Origin of the sequence: Streptomyces sp. NPDC056479, from assembly GCF_042795335.1 — a bacterium.
Taxonomy (GTDB): Bacteria; Actinomycetota; Actinomycetes; order Streptomycetales; family Streptomycetaceae; genus Streptomyces.
Genome location: NZ_JBHTRZ010000005.1, coordinates 420709 through 440413, shown reverse-complemented (window position 1 = coordinate 440413; position 19705 = coordinate 420709). Strand labels below are relative to the sequence as shown.

Sequence of the window (19705 nt, the reverse complement as noted above, 5' to 3'; positions counted from 1 at the left end):
CCGGTCGGTGTACTGAGGCCATGGTGGACGATTGCGGTCACGGACGGCCGACGGGGCCGCCCATGACCCCGTTCCGGGTCACGGGCGGCCCCTGGCGGGGGTGGCCGGTCGGTCAGGTGCGGGCCACTTCCAGATCGGTCGTCTCGGCCGGGCCCGGCTCCGCCTGCGGACGCCGGCTGAGCGCCTCGCCCTCCACATCGACCCGGGGCAGGATCCGGTCCAGCCACTTCGGCAGCCACCAGGCCTTGTCGCCGAGCAGCGCGAGCACCGCGGGCACGATGGCCATCCTTACGACGAAGGCGTCGAACAGGACGGCGGAGGCGAGCCCGAACCCGATCATCTTGATCATGGAGTCGCTCTCCCCGATGAACCCGGCGAACACCGCGATCATGATCAGCGCGGCGGCCACGACGACGCGGGCGCTGTGCCGGAACCCGGAGACAATCGCCTGCGCGGGCCGCTCGCCGTGGACGTACGCCTCCCGCATCCGCGAGACGAGGAAGACCTCGTAGTCCATCGCGAGCCCGAAGACGATGCCCACCAGGAAGATCGGCATCAGGCTCATGATCGGCCCGGTCTGCTCCACGCCCAGCAGTTCGGCGCCGTGCCCCTGCTGGAAGACCACGACGACCGTGCCGAGGGACGCCAGCACCGACAGCAGGAAGCCGAGGGCCGCCTTCAGCGGGACGAGCAGCGACCGGAAGACCACCAGCAGCAGGACGACCGCCAGCCCGACCACGACGATCAGATACGGGATCAGCGCGGCCTGCACCTTGTCGGCGATGTCGATGTTCATGGCCGTGGTCCCGGTGACCTCGAAGGTGGCCCCGGTCTCGGCCTCCACGCCCGGCCGCTCGTCCCGGATGACGGTCACCAGGTCCTTGGTCTTCTCGTCGGTCGGCGCGGTGGACGGCACGACCGAGAAGACGGCGGTGTCACCGGCCTCGTTGAAACGGGCCGGGGAGACGGACACGATGCCCTCGGTGCCGCCGATCTCCTTGGTGATCGTCGTGACGGCGCCCTTCGGATCCGTGTCGCCCTTGGCGTCCACGACGACGGTCAACGGCCCGTTGAAGCCCGGCCCGAAGCCCTCGGCGAGCGCGTCGTAGGCCCGGCGCTCGGTGGTGGACGTCGCCTTGGCCTCGTCGCCGGGCATGCCCAGTTGCAGGTCCATCGCCGGCACGGCGAGCGCACCGAGCCCGACGACACCGAGGAGCAGCACGGGCAGGGGCCGCCGCAGCACGAACCGCGCCCACCGTGTGCCGCCGTTGTCGGCCTTGGTCTCCTCGATACGGCCGCTCTTGCGGGCCCGCCTCGGCAGGACGGCATTGGGCCAGAAGCCGAGGAACGCCGGGACCAGCGTCAGCGCGATCAGTACGCCGACGACCACCGCACCCGCCGCGGCCAGGCCCATCTTGGTGAGCATCGGGATGCCGACGACCGACAGCCCGGCCAGTGCGATGACGACGGTGAGCCCGGCGAAGACGACCGCGGAACCGGCCGTACCGACGGCCATCCCGGTCGCCTCCTGCGGCGTACGGCCCTTCGCGCGCTCCTCGCGGTACCGCGAGACGACGAACAGGGCGTAGTCGATGCCGACGGCGAGGCCCAGCATCATCGCGAGGGTGCCGGTCGTGGTGGACAGGCCGAGGGCGTCGGACAGGGCGAGGATCGTGGCCATGCTGACACCGACACCCAGGACGGCGGTCAGCAGCGGAAGCCCGGCGGCGGCGAGCGAGCCGAAGGTGATGAGCAGCACGACGGCCGCTATCGAGATGCCGATGACCTCGGCCGTCCCGCCCGCGCCGCCCCCGTCGTCCATCGCGCTGCCGCCGGCCTCGACGGTCAGCCCGGAGTCGCGGGCCTGGTCGATCGCCCTTTCCAGATGGGTCTTGCTGGCGTCCGTGAGGTCGTTGGCCGTCACCTTGTAGGTGACGGTCGTGTAGGCCGTCCCGCCGTCCTTGCTGACCGCCTTCGCCTGGAACGGGTCGACGACGGACGCGACCTGCGAGCCGTCGCCCAGCTCGGCCACGGCCTCCTCGACGGCCTTCTTGTTCTCGGTGGCGGTGACCTTCTGCCCGCCCGGCGCGACGAAGACGACCCGTGCGGTCGCCCCGTCGGCCGTCGCCCCCGGGAAGCGCTCCTCCATCAGGTCGAACGCCTTCTGGGACTCGATGCCCGGCATGGAGAACTCCTCGTCGGAGGCTCCCGGGGCCTTCAGCGCCCCCAAACCGACGGCGGCCAGCACGGCCGCCCAGACCAGGGCGACGTACCAGCGCCGCCGGAAGGCCAGTCGGCCCACGCGATAAAGGAAAGTAGCCACGGCAGGGGGTCTCCACATCTGGGACTCGAACGTGTGCCCAGGTTGTCCGGGAGAGGGGTGCCGTGTCGTCGTGCGGCTGCCGACAATCGCCGGTACTCAGATTGCAGTACAGGGGTGGGGCCGGGTCAGCCGGGAGTACGACCGTGGGGGTGCCGTTGGTCGCATGCGCGTGGGGTGCCGGCGGTCACCTCCCCGCCGTACCCGCGCCGATCTCGACCACGCGCGCCCACGCCGGTGGTGTGTCCGGTACGTAGTCGGGATCGTCCTCGTTACCCGCGCGGGACCGCGCCCGCCGGGGAAAGCGGGGGAACAGCCCCACCACCGTCCGGCACGGCGGCCGGGTGCTCGGCCAGGGCGTCTGTCCGTCCGTCAGGGCGACGACGACATCGGGCCGGGGCCGGGTCCGCAACGCCTTGGCGAAGCCCTCGCGCAGATCCGTGCCGCCGCCCCCGACCAGCGCGATCCCCTCGGCCCTGCACAGCCGGTGCACACCACCGGCCGCCGCGTCGCACGACACCACGCTGACCAGGTCACGGCGTCCGCCCACGGCACGGGAGATCGCGGCGACCTCCAGCAGCGCGCTGCCCAGTTCGGCGTCGCTGACCGAGGCGGAGGTGTCGATGACGACACAGACATGGGGCGGCCTGCGCCGCAGGCTCGGCAGGACGGCGCCGGGCACCGAGGCCGAGCGGCGCGACAGGCGGCCGTAGGTGTAGTCCTCGCCCGCACCGGGGCCGGACGCGGCCGAGCGCACCGCCGCGCCCAGCAACGCCCGCCAGGGCTGCGGCGGATGGAAGACCTCCTCGGCCCACCGCCGCCAGCCGTCCGGCGCGCTCCCCGGCCGGCCGGTGATGCCCTGCGCCACCCGGAACCGGACGGCGTCCCGTTCCTGAGCGCTCAGCCCGTGCGCACCGTCCGGCCCGAGATCCCACTCCCGTTCGAGCCCGTCGGCCCCGCTGCCGCAGTCCAGCCAGGCCAGCTCCTGCATCCGCGGTCCCAGCCGGAACCGGCGCAGATAGTCCTCCATGAGCTCGCCGTCGTCGAGCAGCAGCGTCTCCGGCAGGACGGCACCCTCGGGCCGGGTCAGCCCGTCGCCGTAGACGTCGTCGTTGATCTCGCAGTCCGCGGCGATGTTCATCCGCAGCCGCTCCCCCGGCCCGGTCAGGCCACGCTCACGCGCCACGCGGTCGCTGCGCGCGTGATGGTCCCGCAGCAGATGCGACACCTCGTGCACCCACACCCCGGCCAGCTCCTCCACCGGCGTGCGCGCCACGAACGCCGGCGACACGTAACACCGCCAGTGCCGGTCGACGGCCATCGTCGGAACGCGACGCGACTCGACGACGTGCAGGGCGAAGAGTGCGGTGGCGAGGTAGGGGCGGACTCGGACGGCATGGAGGCGGGAGGAGAAGAGTTTGTCCCGGTCGAGGGGCAGGGGTTCGTCGCGGCCGCCGGCCGGCGCCACATCGTGGTTGGCGCTCATCGGCCGCCGCCCACCCTCGCCTTCGCGACGCCGCCCGGCGCCCGGTCCGCCCCCCGGTCCGCCGCCTGATCCGCCCGCCGGGACAGGGACACCACCCCGGCGAGCCTGTCGATCGCCGTCGGTACGTCCCAGTCCTCCTGCCGCAGCGAGGCGAGCGTGCTCGCGGGACGACGACCAGGTCCGGCGCTCCGGTCTCCAACGCCCGTACCAGCAGCGCCCAGGCCGCGTCCCAGCGTGCCTGGTCCGGACGTGCCCGGACCGCCTCCACGACACCGTCCAGCGCGGCCTGCCGCAGATCCCCCCGCTCGGGCAGCTCGGCCCCCTCCGGATCGGCGAGCAGCAGCTCGGGATCCGGCAGGTCCATCCGGTCCACGCAGGCCAGCAGCTCCAACCCCGGCCCGTCCCCGACCGTGCCCCTGACCAGCAGGGAGAGCACCTCCCGCGAGGACCCGGCCGCGGTGGCGAAGGCGACCAGGCACTGGGTCATCTCCCAGCTGCGGGGCGAGGGCCAGGGCCCACCCCGCCGCGCCTCCCCGCTGGGCAGCCTGTGGACCAGCCCCGGACGCCCGCCGAGCAGCCCGCACACCGCCCGCCGCGCGAAGTCCACGGCCTCCGGCAGCCTTTCCGGGTCGAGCCGTGGCAGGGTGGCCCGGGGCCAGGTCCCGCCGAGTCCGCGTAGAACGACCTCGTGGTCGTGGGTCCATTGCAGATGCACGAACCGGTTGGCGAGCGGAGCGCTCAGCTCCCAGCCGTCGGCCGCCGAGGACCTCGGGTTGGCGGCGGCCACGATCCGCACCCCTGGCGGCAGCCGCAGCGCCCCGATCCTGCGCTCCAGCACCACCCGCAGCAGCGCGGCCTGCACAGCGGGCGGCGCGGTCGACAACTCGTCCAGGAACAGCAGCCCCCGCCCGGCCTTGACCAGCCGTACGGCCCAGTCCGGCGGGGCCATCGGAACGCCCTGCTCGGCCGGGTCGTCCCCGACGACGGGCAGCCCCGAGAAGTCGGACGGTTCATGGACGCTGGCGATCACGGTCGTCAACGGCAGATCGAGCGCGGCGGCGAGCCGGCCGAGGGCGGCGGTCTTGCCGATCCCCGGTTCACCCCACAGCAGGACGGGCAGGTCGGCGGCCACGGCGAGGGTGAGGGCCTCGAGCTGGGTGTCGGGGCGGCGTTCGGTGGTGGTGTCGCGCAGGAGGGCCAACAGATCGGCGGCCACGTCGAGTTGAGAGGTGGGGTGGGTGCGTGTGGGCATGTGTGATCACCTGAGGTTGTGTGAGGGAGTGAGCCGGGAAGACGTACGAGAACAGGCGTGAGCCGCAGCGGATCAGCGAGCCGCTCGGCGTGGATCGGGAAAGGTCGCGTGCCGGGGGCGCGCGCGGTTGCCGGCGGAACGGCGGCTGCCACGACCGTCGTGGCGGACGCTCCCCGGCCCGGACCCTGGCGCCGACGCCGGCCCGACCAGTCCGGCCCTGAAGAGTCCGTACGTCACCCGCCGCCCGGCGGCCGCGTCCAACTCGTCCCGCAGGGCACCGTCACGCAGCACCGCGTCCGGCCCCAACAGCCCCTCGACCACGGCCAGGGCACCGGTGAAGTCGCCGTGCCAGAGCCGTTCCCGTACGTCGGGAAGGCATTCCGGATGGCGGTGCGCCTCGTCGATGGCCTGGAGGCAGGGGAGCGGAGTACCGGTCAGCGCGGCGAGGAGTTCCTCCCGCCGGATCTCCTCGGGTTCGTGGTCGAGCGGAGCCAGTACGCCGTCGACGAGCCCGATCCGATGCCGGGCACCCCGGCATTCGACGAGCCGGGTCGGCCCGCCCCGCCTCGCGGACAAGGCTGCCCCGGACACCGAGGCCTGCGGAGCCTCCGGTTCGAGCGCGGCGGCGACCAACGGGTGAAGCCGATCGGCCTCGATGGCACCGTCCCGGAGCAACTCCAGGTCGGGCAGCACCCAGGTGGCGGCGTCGGGCAGCACGGGCAGCGCGCGGGCGGGACGCCCGCCGTGGTCGACGACGCGCGGTCCACCCCCGCCGCCGACCTCCAGAACCAGCCGCCGCCGACCCCCCAATCGCACGACCACGGCACCTGTGGAACGCCCTTCGGCACGAAGCAGCAACAGGCCCTCGTCCGCCCACCGATCGACGGCGAACCGACGCCAGTCGTCCGGCAGGTCCCCGACGGGACCTGGGTTCACGCCGCCTCGGCCGTCGCCCGAAGGCCCCTGCCCGGCCCGGACCCGCAGCTCACCGGCCCGACGCACATCCCAGAGGTGGCGATGCAGATCAAGCCGGAACCGCCGGTGGGGCCGAGGATGCGGATGAGGAGCGGCAGGACGCCCACGAGCGGAGGCTCCGCCCCCGCCCCACACCGCCAGGCTGATCCGCTGACCGGCGTCGGCCCAGGCGGGCGGGGTCCGCACCACGAGATACAGCGGCCGTCCACGCCCCTGCCCCGCACCGCCGTACTGAGCGAGCGCGAGGGTCAGCCCCGGACGCAGCAGCCCGTCGGGGGCGATCCGAGGCATGTGCCAGCGCAGCAGATCGGGAGCGAGACACCGAAGATCGTCCCGGACCCGGCCGGCGAGTTCCCGCCCGTGATCACGCGCCAGGGAACGCAGATTGAGATCGACGTCGAACCCGGCGGCGGCACACGCCCCCGCCCAGTCCCCGGCGAGCCGACGCACGGTCGCGGTCTCGATCATGGAGGCCGGCACGGCGAACTCGCGCACGCGCGGCCAGAAGGAAAGCTCCGAAAGCCGGGAATCCCCGTTCGCGATCCGAGTGCCCATCAGCACTCACCTTGCGCGGACGGGTCCCCCAATCTGTCAACAGAGTGAGTCGTCATCGCCCCGAGCGTAGGGCGGGACCCTCTGCCACCGCGAGGGATTTTCCCCGCCACCGACAAGATGTCGATCCGCTGCGAGACCGGCCCATGCCCTGCAACTCAATGCCCGAACGCTGCTGCGGAGACCTCTCGTTCCAGCTCCGCCCGGTGGAACTCGTAGGTGCCGATGTCGGAGACCTTGATCAGTAGGCAGAAGCGCTCCAACGAGGACAGTTGCCCGGCCACGTGCGCATATTCGCGCCGCAGAAAGTGGATCGCGGCGAGGTTGGCCACCGACGTCTGCCCGGACACCAGGAACACCGGGCTGGTGGATTCCGTGGGCGTGAACTTCGCCACGAGGGCGTACTCCTGGTTGCCGCGATCGCACAGGTACTTGTGCTCGCCGACCTCTATGGCCATCGAGTCCGGACGGGTTCCGTCGTAGGGATGGATGGTGACCCCGGGCAGATGTGCGGCGAGATGGCCGCCGGTACGGATGTTGGCGCCCCCGGAGGGCCCGCCCACACAGAACTCGGTGCGATCTCCGTTTCCGCCGCGGTAGTCACCGGGCTCGACGACGACCTGGCAGCCCAGCTCTCCCGCCAGCAGGGACAGTTCGACCACCGCACGCACATCCCGGTAATGCGCGGTGCCTGGCGCGTTGTACTTGTTGCCCAGTACGACCAGGCAGGTCTGCCCCGGCCGGACGCCGAAGAACGCCGCCCGCCGGTTCACCTCACGTGTGCGCTTGGCCCGATCCCACAACCAGACGAAAACGCCGCCGAGCAGGCTGGTCACCAGCCCGATCCCTATGTTCGCGACCACGGAAAAAATCACGTCCCCCTCTCCCCACCCGGCATGGTGTCATGGCCCGATCTCCGTTCCTCATGCACCTTCCGGCCCCTCGGCCAACCGACGGCGCCACCAGCGGTCCTTGTGCCATGGCCGGGGAGCGGCGAGCGGATCCGGCAGGGTGCGTTTCAGGTAGCCGCGGTCCAAGGCGCGTACTCGGGCCGTGAGTTCGGCTCGTGGGCGGGGCGGCAACTGCCGCAGGACTTCCTCGAGCATGTCTCGGGCGTGCCGCACGTCGTCGAAGGAACAGCCGCGGCAGGAACAGCCCGCCTCCCGTGGGTAGCGGGGGCGTCGGCCCGGCGGGTGCAGGAAGGCTCGGTATCGGCGCAGGCCGTGGGCGGTGGCACCTGGGTAGAGGTGGTAGTCGTCCGAGAGTCTCTCAACCCGGTCTATCGCCACGCTGGTTCGGGCCGAGAGGCCGTGGATCCGGGGCGGGGGCGGGCTCCAGGGGAGACGGGAGGTCTGTTCGGCGCGCAGCGCGCCCGGATGCCTACGCGGCATCGGCCTTTCGGTATGCGGTCATGGGCGTCATCCTGCCACCGCGGCTACGGTCGCGGCGTGCCCGTCTCGGGTGCCGAGGCCTCCTGGGTCGGGACCGAGGACGGCTGCGCTTCATCCGACGTCCGTGGGGATGAGGGCGCGTCCGTCGGGATCGCCGTGGCGCTCGGGGTGCGGGATCCCGCGGGGCCGGGGTTTCTGGTGGTGGGTGTCGAGGTGGCCGTCTCGGGCGGGGTCGGGGTCGGGGACGTCGTTCGGGGTGGGGACTCCGAGGGGGCGGGGGACGGGGGCGGCGTCTGCTGGGTGGTGGTGGGCGGGGGTGCCAGCGGGGGCGCGGGCCGAGGTGGTGTGCTGGCAGGGCCCGCGCTGAATTGGAGCGCGGCCAGCACCGCCACCGCGCAGGTCACGGCCGCCCCCGTCGCCGTACGCACCAGGCGCCGGCGGGACGCCCTGCGGCGCAGGGAGTCGTAGTGACCGGGGGGTGCGGCGAGGTGGTCCGTGGGTGGGCGGAGGATGATCGCCAGGGGGTCGTCGGGGGCGAGTTCCGGTGCGTCCGGGTCCTCGTCGTCAAAGCGTGTGGTCAAGGCTTCTCCTCAGATGGACGCGGAGCAGTTCGCGGGCCGCGTGGAGGTCGGCCTTGACGGTTCCTTCCTTACGTCCGGTCAGCACGGACACCTCCCGGATCGGCATGTCAGCGTAGTAGTGGAGGAGGATCGGGGTCCGCAGGCGTTCGGGGAGGGACTGGACCAGGAGGCGGACCGACGGATCCGCCTGTTCCGTGTGCGCGTTGACCGCGGCCTCCGACTTCGCCCGGCGCATCGCCTTGCGCTCCCGCTCCAGCTTGCGCCAGTGGTCCCGGACCAGGTTCGCGGCGGTGACGTAGAGGAAGCCGCGCGGTTCCTCCACGCGGCTCCAGCGCGCCCACAGCCTGGTGAAGGCCTCGGAGGCGATCTCGTGGGCCGTCTCGTCGTCGTCGACGAGACGGCGGCACCAGCCGGCCAGGCGCGGGTACAGGGCGGCGAACAGCTCGGACGCTGCCTTGTCTCGGGACCGTTTCAACGCTCTCCATGGTCGGGACGACCGTTTTGGGACCGGTTCGGTTCTTGTCGGCTTCGTGGGGCTCGCGAGGACCTCGTCAGGTCCTCACACGGGAGGATGCCGGGCCGGCGGCTCGCGTTGCCCCGGCCGGCCCGGGATCCGTCCCGCTTCGATGCCTTCAAGATTTCGTCGCGCTCAGCCTCGCGAACACGATCACGTTGTCGCGGTACTCCTCACCCTCGCGCGGGCCCCCGCAGGTGATCAGCCGCAACTCCGGACGGTTCACGTTCCCGTAGACCTCCTCCGCCGGAAAGTCCGCCTTGGCCACCGTCCGCACGGAACTGACGGCGAACTCCGCCGACGTGCCGTCCTCCCGGCGCGCCACGATCCGGTCGCCCTTGCGCAGCTCCCCGAGACGGCGGAAGACACCGTCCCCGTAGGCGCCCACCGTGACATGACCGAGGATCACCGACGGGCCCACCTGACCCGGCGTCGGCGAGTGCCGGTACCAGCCCGCCCGGTCGTCGGCCGTGATCGGCGGCACTTCCACCGTGCCGTCCGTCGCCAGGCCGAGCCGCAGAAGGGGCGTGTCCACGTCGATCGCCGGGATCCGGAGCCGTACCGGGGACGAACGGCCGAGCGCGCGCGTCGAGTTCGGGGACGAGGACGGGGGCGTGTCCTTGGCGGTCCCCGTCCCCTCCGTGCCCCTCGTTCTCCGGGAGTGGGCGCTCGCGGCGGGGTCCGTTCCCTGGCCGCCGCACGCCACCAGCAGCGACGCCATCGCCGCCGTGGCGAACGCCCGCCTGGAGAGCGCCGTCACGCCCCGTTCGCCCGCCGACGCCGCACGACGAACGTCGTCGCGCCGCCGGCGAGAAGCAGCGCGGCCGCGCCCCCGCCGATCAGGCCGCCCTGGTCGGTCCCGGTGCTCGACGTCGGCGTCACGCCGGTGTCGGGCGCTCCGGAGGGACGGACGGAGACCTGGCCGCCGCCGGGCGCCCGGGTCGGCTCGGCCGGAGCCGGCGTGGCGGTGGAGGAGGGGGGCTCGGTCGGCGCGTCCGACGGGACCGGGGAGGCCGTGGCCGAGGGGACGGTGGTCTCGCTGGGGACCGGGGTCGGGGAGGCCGAGTCGGCGAGCGCGGGCGTGGCGCTCGCCAGGAGGGCGGTGCAGGTCAGGGCCAGGGCGCTGAGGGTCGTTCGGCGCATTGAGTCGCTCTCTTTCGTCTGTCCGCCGGAACTGCCGTACGCGGCGGACCTGGTGACGGGTCGAGCGGAGAGACGACGCGGGGGTCGGGCGGGTTGTAAAGAGTTGGCAAAGCCGTCGGGGCGGGAGTGGGCGATGGTGCGGGTGCGCCGCCAGTGCCCGGTTGAGTCGATCCGGCCGCCGATCCGTACGATGAGGGCGTGACAGCCCGTGCACAGCATCACCGTGCGCTGCGGCTCCCGACGACGGGGCCGTGGCGCGCGCTTCTGCTGCTCGGGCTGCTCGCCGGGCTGTTCGGGATGCACGCGCTCGGGCCCGGCAACGTGGTCACGGGCGCCTCCCACCACGCACACGCGCGCGCCGTGAACGCCGTCCATACGACGGCCATGCCCGACGAATCCATCTGCCACGGCGCCGGCACCGGCGGCGGGCACGCCCAGCACGCCGACCCGACCTGCGCCTCCGGTGCCGTCGGAGCCGGTCCCGCCCTCCCGGCCCTGACGCCCGACCCGGCCGGGACCGGCGCCACGGACGACCTCGCCCCGCGCTCCCCGGCCACCGCGCCGGAAGGCGGGCGCGCGCCTCCCTCGCTGGCCGAACTGCAGATCCTGCGGACCTAGGACAAGGCCGAGCCGTCCCCCCTCACCGCTGGGGCGTACGGCACTCAGCCATGCCCGTGCCACGCCCTCCCGAGGGCGCGGCAGTTCACGCACACCGCAGGAGTTCCTCGCATGAACAGTTCACGTACCCTCGCCCGCCGCGCCGCCCTGGCCGCGACGGCCGTCACCGCCGCCCTCGTCCTTGCCGCGTGCGGTGGCGACGACGGCAAGGACACCGCCGCCGACGCGCCCGCCCCGTCCTCCGCGAGCGACGCCGGCCCCCACAACGACCAGGACGTCTCCTTCGCGCAGGGCATGATCCCGCACCACCGGCAGGCGGTGCGGATGGCGGAGTTGGCCGCCGGCCGCGCCTCCGCCGCCGAGGTGAAGGACCTCGCCTCGCGCATCCGAAAGGCCCAGGACCCGGAGATCCGGACCATGTCGGGCTGGCTCGAGGCCTGGGGTGAGGACGTCCCGTCGGCCTCCCCCGGCATGGACCACTCCGGGGGTCACGCCGCCGGCTCCGGAATGGCCGGGATGATGGACGACAAGGACATGGACGAGCTGTCGAAGGCGTCCGGCAAGGCCTTCGACACCCTGTTCCTCACCCTGATGGTCGAACACCACGAGGGCGCCGTCGAGATGGCCGGCACCGAGAAGGCCGAGGGGCGGTACGGCCCGGCGACGAAGCTCGCCGACGCCGTCGTCACCGCCCAGACCGCCGAGATCGGGGAGATGAACAAGCTGCTCGGCAAGACCGGCGGCAAGACCGGCAGCTGACGCTCCGGCGGGATGGCGGCCCGCCCCAACGGGCCGCCATCCCGCTTCTCACCTCAGCCCCAGCCCCCGCCGGTACGACTCCCCCGGCCCCGCCCGATCCACGATCGCGGCGCACCCCGCGCGCGCCGCGCAGTCCGCCGCGGGGTCTGCCGCGGTGAGCAACGCGTTGCCCTTGAACTCCAGGTTCCTGGGGTCGCCGCAGTCCGGCGCGGGCGGCCAGCCTCCGGGGTGGTCGCGGCGCGGCAGCCAGTCGGGGACGGTGTCGTCCCAGAAGTTGCCGTGGAAGCGGACGTTCTTCACCGGCCGGTCGCCCCAGTCCTCGCTGCAGCCGCCGATGGAGGCGCGGTAACCGTGGACGGCGTTGTCGCGCACGGTGATCCAGTTGCTGCTGTCGTCGGTGTAGATGCCGACGTTCCAGTCGCCGTACGCGCTGTCGGTGACCGCGTTGCCGCTGACGAGCGCGCCGTCGGCGTGCGACGTGCCCTGTTCCCCGCGCAGATAGATGCCGCCGCCGTCGGCCAGGAGCCGGTTGGTGGTGAAGACCCGGTTGCCGATGATGCGGTTGCCGCTCATCAGGCCGCGCACGTCCTCGGCCGGCCCGGAGAGGATGCCGGTGTAGGGCATGTGGTCGACCTGGTTGTGCGCGATCGTCGTCTCCCGGCTGCCGCCGTCCCAGATGCCGGAGGAGGCGTGGTGGTCCGCGCCGGTGTGGTGGATCCAGTTGTTGGTGACTCGGTTGCCGCGGCTGGTGCCCTTGGTGTCGGGCGGCAGGACGCCCAGGGCGACGCCGCCGTCGGAGATGTAGGTGAAGACGTTGCCGTCGACCGTGTTGTGCGAGCTGTTCCCGGAGAACTCCAGTCCCTGGGCGCCGAGATGGACGAACCGGTTGCCCTGGAGGGTGATGCGTTCGGCGGTACGGAAGGCGATGTTCCCGGGCACGGTCAGCAGCTTCATGCCGCCCTCGCCCTTCCCCGGTCGCAGATACATGCTCCAGGCGGCCGCGAACCCGGCCGGCTCACTCGGCGCCAGCCACCCGGCGTACGCGAACGTCAGCCCCTTGAAGGCGATGTCGTGCACCGGCCGCCCCGCGCTGCCGGTCCCGCCGACCAGCGTCTGGAGCACGGGCACCGTCACCCGCCCACGCCGCATGTCCTCGCCCGCCTTCGGCCGGTACAGCAGCTCGTGGTGCCCGGGGCGGGACCGGTCCAGGTACCAACTCCCGCGCCGGTCGAGGAAATCCGGTGAGTTCTCGACGTCCGACGGGAGGGCGAGCAGCTCCGGACCGTACAGCTCGCGGGCCATCCGCCAGCAGGGCTGGTCCATGGTGATCGTCGATCCGTCACCCGGGCCGCGCGAGATGCCCGCGATGCCGCAGCGGCCCTCCAGGTAGTCGAACCTGTACCGCAGCTCCATGTCGCGCGGCGCACGCCAGCCGCGCGGGACGGCACTGGTGGTGGTGAGGCCCGTGTCCGTCACCTTGAGCCTGCCGGGGATGCCGTCGCCCAGGCCCGCCCGAGCGGCCCGCTCACCGTCGACGTACAGCTGCCGCGTGTCGAGCGCGCCGACGTCCGCCCGCCATACGCCCCGCCGCCGCGGGTCGGGCCGCCACCCCCCGATCTCCCGGCCGCCGCTGAGGGTCACCGGCTCCTGCCGGGCCGTACCGTAGCCGTACGCCTGGTAGACCACCCGGTGTCCGCCGCGGCCGGAGTCGCCTGCGGCCCGCGACATGCGCAGCGGAGCGGTGAGCCGGTACGTCCCGCCGCGCAGGTTCACCACGATGTCCGAGGTCATCCCGGCCGTCCTGGCCCGCACCGCCTGCTGGGCCCGCCCCGGTGTCGCGAAGGGACGCCCGGCCGTACCCGGCCACCGATCGTTCCCCCACGGCGCCACGTACAACTGCTCTGCCCCGCTCGCCGGCGACGCCGTGGGCGCGGTCACCCAGGGCCCACCGGACAGCGCCACCACCATCGCCGACACGACCGCCCCGACCCGCAGGTCCGCCATGTTCCCGCTCCTCCCGTTCGCCGGACGTGTCCATGGTCGAGCGGGGACGACGAGCCGCGCGTCGGCCGATCGTCGCTCGTGCTGCGTCTTTGGTCGCTGTTGCGGCAAACGGAGGTCCATCGGGTTTCGGACGCACGGCACCACGGAGGATCGTTACGACCATGGCAGAGCAGCGATTCGACGTGTGGGCGTCGGGAGCCGCCTACGAGCGGTACATGGGCCGGTGGAGCCGGCTCGTCGCGCGGGAGTTCCTCGCCCGGCTCGACCGCGCGGACGGTCTGCGCTGGCTGGACGTGGGGTGCGGCACGGGAGTGCTGACGGCGCTGGTGGCGCAGCGGTGCCGCCCCCGGGAGGCGGTGGGGTGCGACCGCTCCGAGTCCTTCGTGAGCACGGCCGCCCGCGCCGCGAGGTCCTCCGGCGCACCGCGCTTCGTCGTCGCGGACGCCATGGCGCTACCCGTGCGCGACGGCGTGTTCGACGTGGCGGTGAGCGGCCTCACACTGAACTTCCTCCCCGAACCAGCGGTAGCCATAAGGGAGTTGGCGCGAGTCGTCCGTCCGGGCGGTCTCGTCGCGGCGTACGTCTGGGAGTACGGCGAAGGCATGGGCCTGCTGCGCCGGTTCTGGACCGCGGCCGCCGCGACCGACCCGGCCGCCGCCGCGCTGGACGAGGCCCGCCGCTTCCCCAACTGCCGCCCGGAGCCGCTCCACAGCCTGTGGACGGACGCGGGACTCGCCGAGGTGTCGACGGCCCCGATCGAGGTGCCCACGGTCTTCGCCGACTTCGCCGACCTGTGGGACCCGTTCCTCGCCGGCCAGGGCCCCGCCCCGGGCTACGTCGCCTCCCTCGCCCCGCCCGCCCGCGACCGTCTCCGCGAGGCCCTGCGCGCGACGGTGCCCACCGCGCCGGACGGTTCCGTCCCCCTCGAGGCGCGCGCCTGGGCGGTGCGCGGAGTACGGCCGTGATGTCATCCCGGTCCCCCGAGCCAGTACCCGAACCCGCGCCGCATGTCGATCAGCGCCGGCTCGCGCCGATCGCGGTCCACCACCGACTCCGGCGGCCACGCACTGCCCTTCAGAGAACGGCTTCAAGGTCGTCATGACCATCGGCGCCGGAGCGACCCCGCCGGCCTCCGCCCTCGCCACACTCATCACCCGCGCCGCGTGTCGATCAGCGCCGGCTCACCCGGATCGCGGTCCACCACCGACTTCGGCGGCCACGCGCTGCCCTTCGGAGAACGGCTTCAAGGTCGTCATGGCCATCGGCGCCGGAGCGGCCCTGCCGGCCTTCGCCCTCGCCACACTCATCACCCGCGCCGCGTGTCGATCAGCGCCGGCTCACCCGGATCGCGGTCCACCACCGACTCCGGCGGCCACGCGCTGCCCTTCGGAGAACGGCTTCAAGGTCGTCATGGCCATCGGCGCCGGAGCGACCCCGCCGGCCTTCGCCCTCGCCACGCTCATCCCGGGGCAGCGCGCGAGGGCCGACCGCGCGGCGGCCGGGGGCGAGGCCGAGCGGGCGGCGGTCACGGGCAGTGACGAGGCGCGAACGGGGGCTGCGGGAATCACAGTGACGGGCCCGCGAGTTCACCCGTCACGACCGTCGAAGAGGAGTCCGTCATGTCCCACGCACCGGCCGAGCCCCCCGCCCGCGTACACGAGCTGCGCCTGGTGGTCACGGCCGACGACTACGACGAGGCGCTGCGCTTCTACCGGGATGTGCTCGGCCTCCCCGAGCGCGCGGCGTTCTCCTCCCCCGACGGCCGGGTCACCATCCTCGACGCGGGCCGGGCCACGCTGGAACTGACCGATCCGAACCACGCGGAGTTCATCGACGAGGTGGAGGTCGGCCGACGCGTGGCCGGCCACATCAGGGTCGCCTTCCAGGTGGACGACTCCACGGTGACCACGGCCAGACTGGCGGCGGCCGGGGCCGAGGTCCTCGCGGAGCCCACCCGCACTCCCTGGAACTCCCTCAACTCACGCCTCGAAGCCCCCGGCGCCCTTCAGCTGACGCTTTTCACCGAACTTGACGAGGCGGAAGCCACCGGGGAGGAACGCGCGTAGACCCGCGGGCGGACCGGGTGTGCGGACCCCGGAGCCGCGGAACCGCTCGTTCCCTCGGGAGCTTATTCGTCCGTTTCGGTGATAATTGGGGGCATGAGTACGACGACGCTTGAACTAGCGGCCACGTCGAGCGAAGTACTCAACGTGATCGCCGCCTTCGTGGGTGGAATGGTCATCGCCGGCGCACTGGTCTGGGCGGTGCAGTTCGGCATGCGGGTCCGTGACCGGGAACTGCCACGGCCCACTCCCGAGGAACATCCGCACCTGCCCGACACCGGGCCCGTCCATGAGCTCCGGGAGGTCCGGGAGCCCGACGAGGTCCCGCACGCCAACGGCCGGGAACGCCTCCTGCCGCACGAGCTGCACCACGCGAGCAGCAAGCGCAGCGACGATCAGCACCGCAAGCGCTGGCTGCCCGGGAAGAGCGGGTCCTTCGGCGGGGGCGGCATCGGGCACGCCTGAGCGGGGGCGGCCGGCACCGCCGGAAATAAGGGCGACGGGACCGACTGCCGAGTGCCACCCTGTCCGGGCGGACCACGGGTGTCCGTGTCCGGACGGGCGGGGTGGCTGGGGGGCCGATTGAGCAGACGCCGTTATGTGGCCAGGGGCGTACCCGGTGGCTACCGCATCTGGGACAACCACGGCCGGCGTTTCTGGGGCGACCACTACGAGCTGTGCCCGGACGACCTGCTGACCGAGCTGAACGGCCGCAAGGACCCGGGCCGGATCAGCGAGCTGCTGAGGCGTTACCGCGCCCTGAAGCGCTAGGCGCGTCCGGGGCCAGGGCCAGCGCGAGGATCACGAAGAAGTCGATCCCCACCATGACCACCGACCAGACCGGCGTGTACGGCAGGAACAGGAAGTGCGCGACCATGCTGAGGGAGGCCAGGAAGATGCCGGTGATCCGGGCCCACCAGGCGCCCTGGAGCACGCCGTAACCGACGCCGACGGCGACCACGCCGATGGCGAGCAGGATCCAGCCCCACGCCGTGAGGTTGGCCTCGAAGACGTAGTCACCGACGGTGGCGTAGACGTCGTCCTCGGCGATGGCGGAGATGCCCTGGAAGATCGCCAGCAGCCCGTTCACCAGCAGCAGCACACCGGCGAAGAGAAGTGCGCCCGGGCCCCAGTCGGAGGTCGGACCGGCGCCGGCGGCCGGCCCGGCTTCACGGGAGGTCCAGGCCGCCTGGGAGGTGCCGGGGGTTCCGGATGCCGGTGACCCCGGAGGGCTGTGGGCGGCATCGCTCGCATGCGGCTGCGACTGACTCATGGCGCCGTACCCCACTTCTCGCGTGTTGCGCGGTCGGGTTCTGCGGTCGGTACGACGATGGGGCGGCCCGGGGGCGCCCACCACGGGGCGAAGGCCGATCGGGTGACGCCCAGAGTGCGGTCCCGTGCGCCACGAACTTCACTGGGGACACCGGATCGCACCCTTTGGAGTCCCCATGCCCGGTCCCCGCACCCGGTGGACGACCACCACCGTCCTCCTGACCGCCGCCGCCCTGGCCGTCACCACCCTGACCTCCTGCTCGGACGACGACACGCCCTCCTCGGTGGCCAGCAAGGCGGTGTCGGCCTACGCGTCGGCGACGGCCGAGGCGGGCCGCCAACTGGATGACATCAAGGGCGGTGTCGACGTCAAGGGCTCGGTGAGTCTGGGCGACCCGACGACCGACTCCGACGGCCGCGCGTCGGTGCAGGTCACGGCGGAGAACACGACCGACTCGACGCGTTCCTTCGCGGTGCAGGTCAACTTCAAGGACGACAACGACAACCTCCTCGACGCGACGGTGGTGACCGTGTCGGACGTGGCGGGGGGCAAGTCGGGCAAGGGCACCGCCCGCAGCACGCGTGACCTGAGCGGGGACGTGCGGGCGGAGGTGGCGCGGGCGGTGCGCTACTGACGCCGCCGGACGAAGCCGTGTGCACGAAGCGGCGTGAACGAGTCGGTCCGATCGCCGTCCTGGCACGATGGCGGCATGGAACGTGTGCTTGGAATCGGCGGGTACTTCATGAGGGCCGACGACCCGGCGGCCCTGAGCGCCTGGTATCGCGACTGCCTGGGCCTGGACGCCGACGAGAACGGCCTGTGGCGTCAGGAGACCGGGCCCACGGTGTTCGCGACGTTCGAGTCCGACACCGACTACTTCGGGTCCCGCGCCCAGCGGACCATGCTCAACTTCCGGGTCCGCGACCTGGACGCGATGCTCGCGCAACTGCGCGCCAAGGGCGCGGACGTGGCCGGGGAGACGCAGGACATGGAGGGCGTCGGCCGGTTCGGCTGGGTCACCGACCCCGAGGGCAACCGGATCGAGCTGTGGCAGCCCGCCTGACCGCCACTAGGCCGGGATCCGGCCGCCCCCGTCGTCCGACACCGTGTCCTTCTGCGCCGCCCCGGACCCGCCCACCATGATGTCGATCTGCTCGCTCAGCGCGCTGACGCCGTTCTTCGTGGCCGTCGCCTGAAGGCGGCCCGCGCCGACGGGCAGGGCCAGGCCCGGAACACAGGACCACGAACCGTCGGGTGCGGCGGTGTCCGTGCAGACCTCCTCCTCCAGCGCGTCCCGCACCGTGATCTGAGCGCCCGGGTAGGCCGTCCCCGAGGTCCGCGGTGACGCGCTGACCGGCACGCCCGACGCGGGGCCGGACAGGGTCGGCGCGGGCAAGCCGACCGTGACGGCGCAGGTGCCGCGCTGCCGTACGGTGCCCTTCGCGTCGCGCAGGACCAGGGTGCAGTCGGCGAGCCGGGTGCCGGGCTCGGCGTCCGGGGCGACCGACACGACGAAGGGGAACGTACGGCCCTTCCAGCCCGAGACCGGCCCCGCCGCCGCACCGGAGGCGAAGGTGTACGTCCCACTGCCCCCGCCCCGCGTCACCGCTCCCCGGTACCCGAGCCCGGCGAACGGCGCACCCGTCACCCTCGTCCCCGCAGGCGCCGACAGCGTCAGTACCGAGCCCTCCCCGGACGCTTCCGCTTCGAACCCCCGGACGTGGAGGACGCCCTCCCGCCCGGGTTCGACGGTCGCGGCGGCCCACAGTCCGTCGGCCGGGCCGTCGACGCCGTACGCCACCCCCGGCACGACCGTCGCACCCGCGACCGTCGCGGCGACAACCGCCGGCACTCCGAGACTCGTCGTCTTCCAGGATCCGCTCATCACGGGCGAGTCTTCCTACCGCTCCCGGGGCTGACACACGCCGCTCGGCCGTACGGACCAGCGGCGGGGCCCGGCACCACCCGTCCGGACCGCCGCGAGCGCCGGGCATCGCTTTACGGACCCTGTACCAACCCAAAAGGTGCCCCACGCCCCGCCATGCGTACCTGCGTACGACGATCCCGGTCCGGCAGGAGGCAGCACGGTGCGCATCACGCGGCACGCAACCGGAACTCTCTTCGTGGGCGGCGCCCTCATTCTCACCCTCGCCGCCCTGGCCTATCCCTCGATGCTCGGCTTCAGCACCGTCTCCAGCGCACAGGACCGGGTCATCGCCCAGACCTCGACGGGGCCGCTGACGGAGGCCGACCGGGACTTCGTGGTGAAGGTGCGGGCGGCCGGGCTGTGGGAGTACCCGGTGGGGAAGATGGCCCTCCAGAAGGGCACGACCGAGGCGGTGCGCACGGCCGGGCGGCATCTGGTCTCGGGTCATGCCGCGCTGGACGCGACCTGCCGCAGGATCGCCGTGCGGCTGAACATCACTCTGCCCAACCGGCCCAGCCCTCAGCAGCAGGGCTTCGTCGGGACGCTCGGCGCGGACACGGGCAGGCAGTTCGACAGCGACATGGCGAACATCCTGCGCACCACGCACGGCCAGATCTTCACCACGGTCGCGAAGATCCGGGCCACGACCAGGAACACCCTGGTCCGGCAGCTGGCCGAGCAGGCCAACGACACGGTCCTCGACCACATCTCGGTCATGGAGAAGACGGGGCTGGTCGACTTCGACCAGGTCCTGTTCCAGGAGACGACTCCGCCCAAGCTCCCGGCCGAGGACACGACCCCGCCCCCTCCGGCGGCGGGCGAGCCGCAAGTGACCCTCAAACCCTGA

The 19705-nt window shown here is 72.7% G+C and carries 20 protein-coding genes and 1 pseudogene; 10 read left to right on the top strand and 11 right to left on the bottom strand.

From position 1 onward, the window contains the following. Positions 1-112: 112 nt before the first annotated feature. From ACFQ6S_RS22300 to ACFQ6S_RS22280, 5 genes and pseudogenes are all read right to left on the bottom strand, one after another. The gene (locus ACFQ6S_RS22300) at positions 113-2323 is read right to left on the bottom strand and encodes an MMPL family transporter (RefSeq protein ID WP_383412369.1); all 2211 of its coding nucleotides are present in this window, start codon (positions 2321-2323) and stop codon (positions 113-115) included. A gap of 184 nt (positions 2324-2507) precedes the next feature. Further along, entirely contained in the window at positions 2508-3806 is a 1299-nt protein-coding gene (locus tag ACFQ6S_RS22295) for a VWA-like domain-containing protein (RefSeq protein ID WP_383412366.1), read from the bottom strand. Continuing rightward, positions 3803-5058 (bottom strand): annotated as a pseudogene (locus ACFQ6S_RS22290) (AAA family ATPase). The gene ACFQ6S_RS22295 and the pseudogene ACFQ6S_RS22290 overlap by 4 nt, the downstream one beginning before the upstream one ends. Positions 5059-5130: 72 nt before the next feature. Then, a complete protein-coding gene (locus ACFQ6S_RS22285; protein ID WP_383412363.1) occupies positions 5131-6588 on the bottom strand; it encodes a hypothetical protein in 1458 nt (485 codons plus the stop codon). 155 nt (positions 6589-6743) lie between these two features. Next, the gene (locus ACFQ6S_RS22280; RefSeq protein WP_383412360.1) at positions 6744-7448 is read right to left on the bottom strand and encodes a hypothetical protein; all 705 of its coding nucleotides are present in this window, start codon (positions 7446-7448) and stop codon (positions 6744-6746) included. A gap of 585 nt (positions 7449-8033) precedes the next feature. Between ACFQ6S_RS22280 and ACFQ6S_RS22275 the strand changes: the two genes are divergently transcribed. After that, the gene (locus ACFQ6S_RS22275; RefSeq protein WP_383412357.1) at positions 8034-8444 is read left to right on the top strand and encodes a hypothetical protein; all 411 of its coding nucleotides are present in this window, start codon (positions 8034-8036) and stop codon (positions 8442-8444) included. Positions 8445-8540: 96 nt separating this feature from the next. Here the strand turns inward: ACFQ6S_RS22275 and ACFQ6S_RS22270 are convergent, their stop codons facing one another. The 3 genes from ACFQ6S_RS22270 to ACFQ6S_RS22260 all read right to left on the bottom strand — a co-directional run bounded on the left by ACFQ6S_RS22270 (position 8541) and on the right by ACFQ6S_RS22260 (position 10214). Beyond that, a complete protein-coding gene (locus ACFQ6S_RS22270) occupies positions 8541-9032 on the bottom strand; it encodes an RNA polymerase sigma factor (protein WP_383412354.1) in 492 nt (163 codons plus the stop codon). A gap of 157 nt (positions 9033-9189) precedes the next feature. Further along, the gene (locus ACFQ6S_RS22265; RefSeq protein ID WP_383412351.1) at positions 9190-9831 is read right to left on the bottom strand and encodes a class F sortase; all 642 of its coding nucleotides are present in this window, start codon (positions 9829-9831) and stop codon (positions 9190-9192) included. Next, positions 9828-10214, bottom strand: a complete 387-nt coding sequence (locus tag ACFQ6S_RS22260; protein WP_383412349.1) for a sortase-dependent protein — start codon at positions 10212-10214, stop codon at positions 9828-9830. The genes ACFQ6S_RS22265 and ACFQ6S_RS22260 overlap by 4 nt, the downstream gene beginning before the upstream one ends. 198 nt (positions 10215-10412) lie before the next feature. Here ACFQ6S_RS22260 and ACFQ6S_RS22255 point away from each other — a divergent pair, with 198 nt between their 5' ends. After that, entirely contained in the window at positions 10413-10832 is a 420-nt protein-coding gene (locus ACFQ6S_RS22255; RefSeq protein ID WP_383412346.1) for a DUF6153 family protein, read from the top strand. Positions 10833-10943: 111 nt separating this feature from the next. Next, the gene (locus tag ACFQ6S_RS22250) at positions 10944-11591 is read left to right on the top strand and encodes a DUF305 domain-containing protein (RefSeq protein WP_383412343.1); all 648 of its coding nucleotides are present in this window, start codon (positions 10944-10946) and stop codon (positions 11589-11591) included. Positions 11592-11639: 48 nt separating this feature from the next. On the opposite strand, the gene ACFQ6S_RS22245 is transcribed toward ACFQ6S_RS22250, so the two are convergent. Continuing rightward, positions 11640-13595, bottom strand: a complete 1956-nt coding sequence (locus ACFQ6S_RS22245) for a right-handed parallel beta-helix repeat-containing protein (protein WP_383412340.1) — start codon at positions 13593-13595, stop codon at positions 11640-11642. 161 nt (positions 13596-13756) lie between these two features. Between ACFQ6S_RS22245 and ACFQ6S_RS22240 the strand changes: the two genes are divergently transcribed. The 4 genes from ACFQ6S_RS22240 (at position 13757) to ACFQ6S_RS22225 (ending at position 16429) form a co-directional block, all read left to right on the top strand. Then, the gene (locus tag ACFQ6S_RS22240; RefSeq protein ID WP_383412337.1) at positions 13757-14560 is read left to right on the top strand and encodes a class I SAM-dependent methyltransferase; all 804 of its coding nucleotides are present in this window, start codon (positions 13757-13759) and stop codon (positions 14558-14560) included. A gap of 654 nt (positions 14561-15214) precedes the next feature. Continuing rightward, positions 15215-15661, top strand: coding sequence for a VOC family protein (locus ACFQ6S_RS22235; protein WP_383412334.1), 447 nt, complete (start codon positions 15215-15217; stop codon positions 15659-15661). A 93-nt stretch (positions 15662-15754) separates the two neighbouring features. After that, positions 15755-16123, top strand: coding sequence for a DUF6479 family protein (locus tag ACFQ6S_RS22230; RefSeq protein ID WP_383412331.1), 369 nt, complete (start codon positions 15755-15757; stop codon positions 16121-16123). Between the two features lie 117 nt (positions 16124-16240). Further along, complete coding sequence (locus ACFQ6S_RS22225; RefSeq protein ID WP_383412328.1) at positions 16241-16429, top strand: hypothetical protein; 189 nt, start codon at positions 16241-16243, stop codon at positions 16427-16429. On the opposite strand, the gene ACFQ6S_RS22220 is transcribed toward ACFQ6S_RS22225, so the two are convergent. Continuing rightward, positions 16389-16931 carry a hypothetical protein gene (locus tag ACFQ6S_RS22220; RefSeq protein WP_383412325.1) on the bottom strand — a complete coding sequence of 181 codons (543 nt, stop codon included), beginning with the start codon at positions 16929-16931 and terminating at the stop codon, positions 16389-16391. The two genes, ACFQ6S_RS22225 and ACFQ6S_RS22220, sit on opposite strands and share 41 nt — an antisense overlap. Before the next feature lie 175 nt (positions 16932-17106). Here ACFQ6S_RS22220 and ACFQ6S_RS22215 point away from each other — a divergent pair, with 175 nt between their 5' ends. After that, on the top strand, positions 17107-17565 hold the full coding sequence (locus ACFQ6S_RS22215) for an FxLYD domain-containing protein (RefSeq protein WP_383412322.1): 459 nt from the start codon (positions 17107-17109) through the stop codon (positions 17563-17565). Between the two features lie 75 nt (positions 17566-17640). Next, the gene (locus ACFQ6S_RS22210; protein ID WP_383412319.1) at positions 17641-17994 is read left to right on the top strand and encodes a VOC family protein; all 354 of its coding nucleotides are present in this window, start codon (positions 17641-17643) and stop codon (positions 17992-17994) included. 6 nt (positions 17995-18000) lie between these two features. On the opposite strand, the gene ACFQ6S_RS22205 is transcribed toward ACFQ6S_RS22210, so the two are convergent. After that, positions 18001-18816, bottom strand: coding sequence for a carboxypeptidase regulatory-like domain-containing protein (locus tag ACFQ6S_RS22205; RefSeq protein ID WP_383412316.1), 816 nt, complete (start codon positions 18814-18816; stop codon positions 18001-18003). A gap of 238 nt (positions 18817-19054) precedes the next feature. Between ACFQ6S_RS22205 and ACFQ6S_RS22200 the strand changes: the two genes are divergently transcribed. Beyond that, entirely contained in the window at positions 19055-19705 is a 651-nt protein-coding gene (locus ACFQ6S_RS22200; protein ID WP_383412984.1) for a DUF4142 domain-containing protein, read from the top strand.

Excerpts from the sequence above, each read along its gene's own strand:
- ACFQ6S_RS22210 (WP_383412319.1), top strand. The coding sequence starts at position 17,641 with ATGGAACGTGTGCTTGGAATCGGCGGGTACTTCATGAGGGCCGACGAC.
- ACFQ6S_RS22250 (WP_383412343.1), top strand. The coding sequence starts at position 10,944 with ATGAACAGTTCACGTACCCTCGCCCGCCGCGCCGCCCTGGCCGCGACG.
- ACFQ6S_RS22295 (WP_383412366.1), bottom strand. The coding sequence starts at position 3,806 with ATGAGCGCCAACCACGATGTGGCGCCGGCCGGCGGCCGCGACGAACCC.
- ACFQ6S_RS22230 (WP_383412331.1), top strand. The coding sequence starts at position 15,755 with ATGAGTACGACGACGCTTGAACTAGCGGCCACGTCGAGCGAAGTACTC.
- ACFQ6S_RS22245 (WP_383412340.1), bottom strand. The coding sequence starts at position 13,595 with ATGGCGGACCTGCGGGTCGGGGCGGTCGTGTCGGCGATGGTGGTGGCG.
- ACFQ6S_RS22205 (WP_383412316.1), bottom strand. The coding sequence starts at position 18,816 with ATGAGCGGATCCTGGAAGACGACGAGTCTCGGAGTGCCGGCGGTTGTC.
- ACFQ6S_RS22240 (WP_383412337.1), top strand. The coding sequence starts at position 13,757 with ATGGCAGAGCAGCGATTCGACGTGTGGGCGTCGGGAGCCGCCTACGAG.
- ACFQ6S_RS22215 (WP_383412322.1), top strand. The coding sequence starts at position 17,107 with ATGCCCGGTCCCCGCACCCGGTGGACGACCACCACCGTCCTCCTGACC.
- ACFQ6S_RS22220 (WP_383412325.1), bottom strand. The coding sequence starts at position 16,931 with ATGAGTCAGTCGCAGCCGCATGCGAGCGATGCCGCCCACAGCCCTCCG.
- ACFQ6S_RS22235 (WP_383412334.1), top strand. The coding sequence starts at position 15,215 with ATGTCCCACGCACCGGCCGAGCCCCCCGCCCGCGTACACGAGCTGCGC.
- ACFQ6S_RS22260 (WP_383412349.1), bottom strand. The coding sequence starts at position 10,214 with ATGCGCCGAACGACCCTCAGCGCCCTGGCCCTGACCTGCACCGCCCTC.
- ACFQ6S_RS22285 (WP_383412363.1), bottom strand. The coding sequence starts at position 6,588 with ATGGGCACTCGGATCGCGAACGGGGATTCCCGGCTTTCGGAGCTTTCC.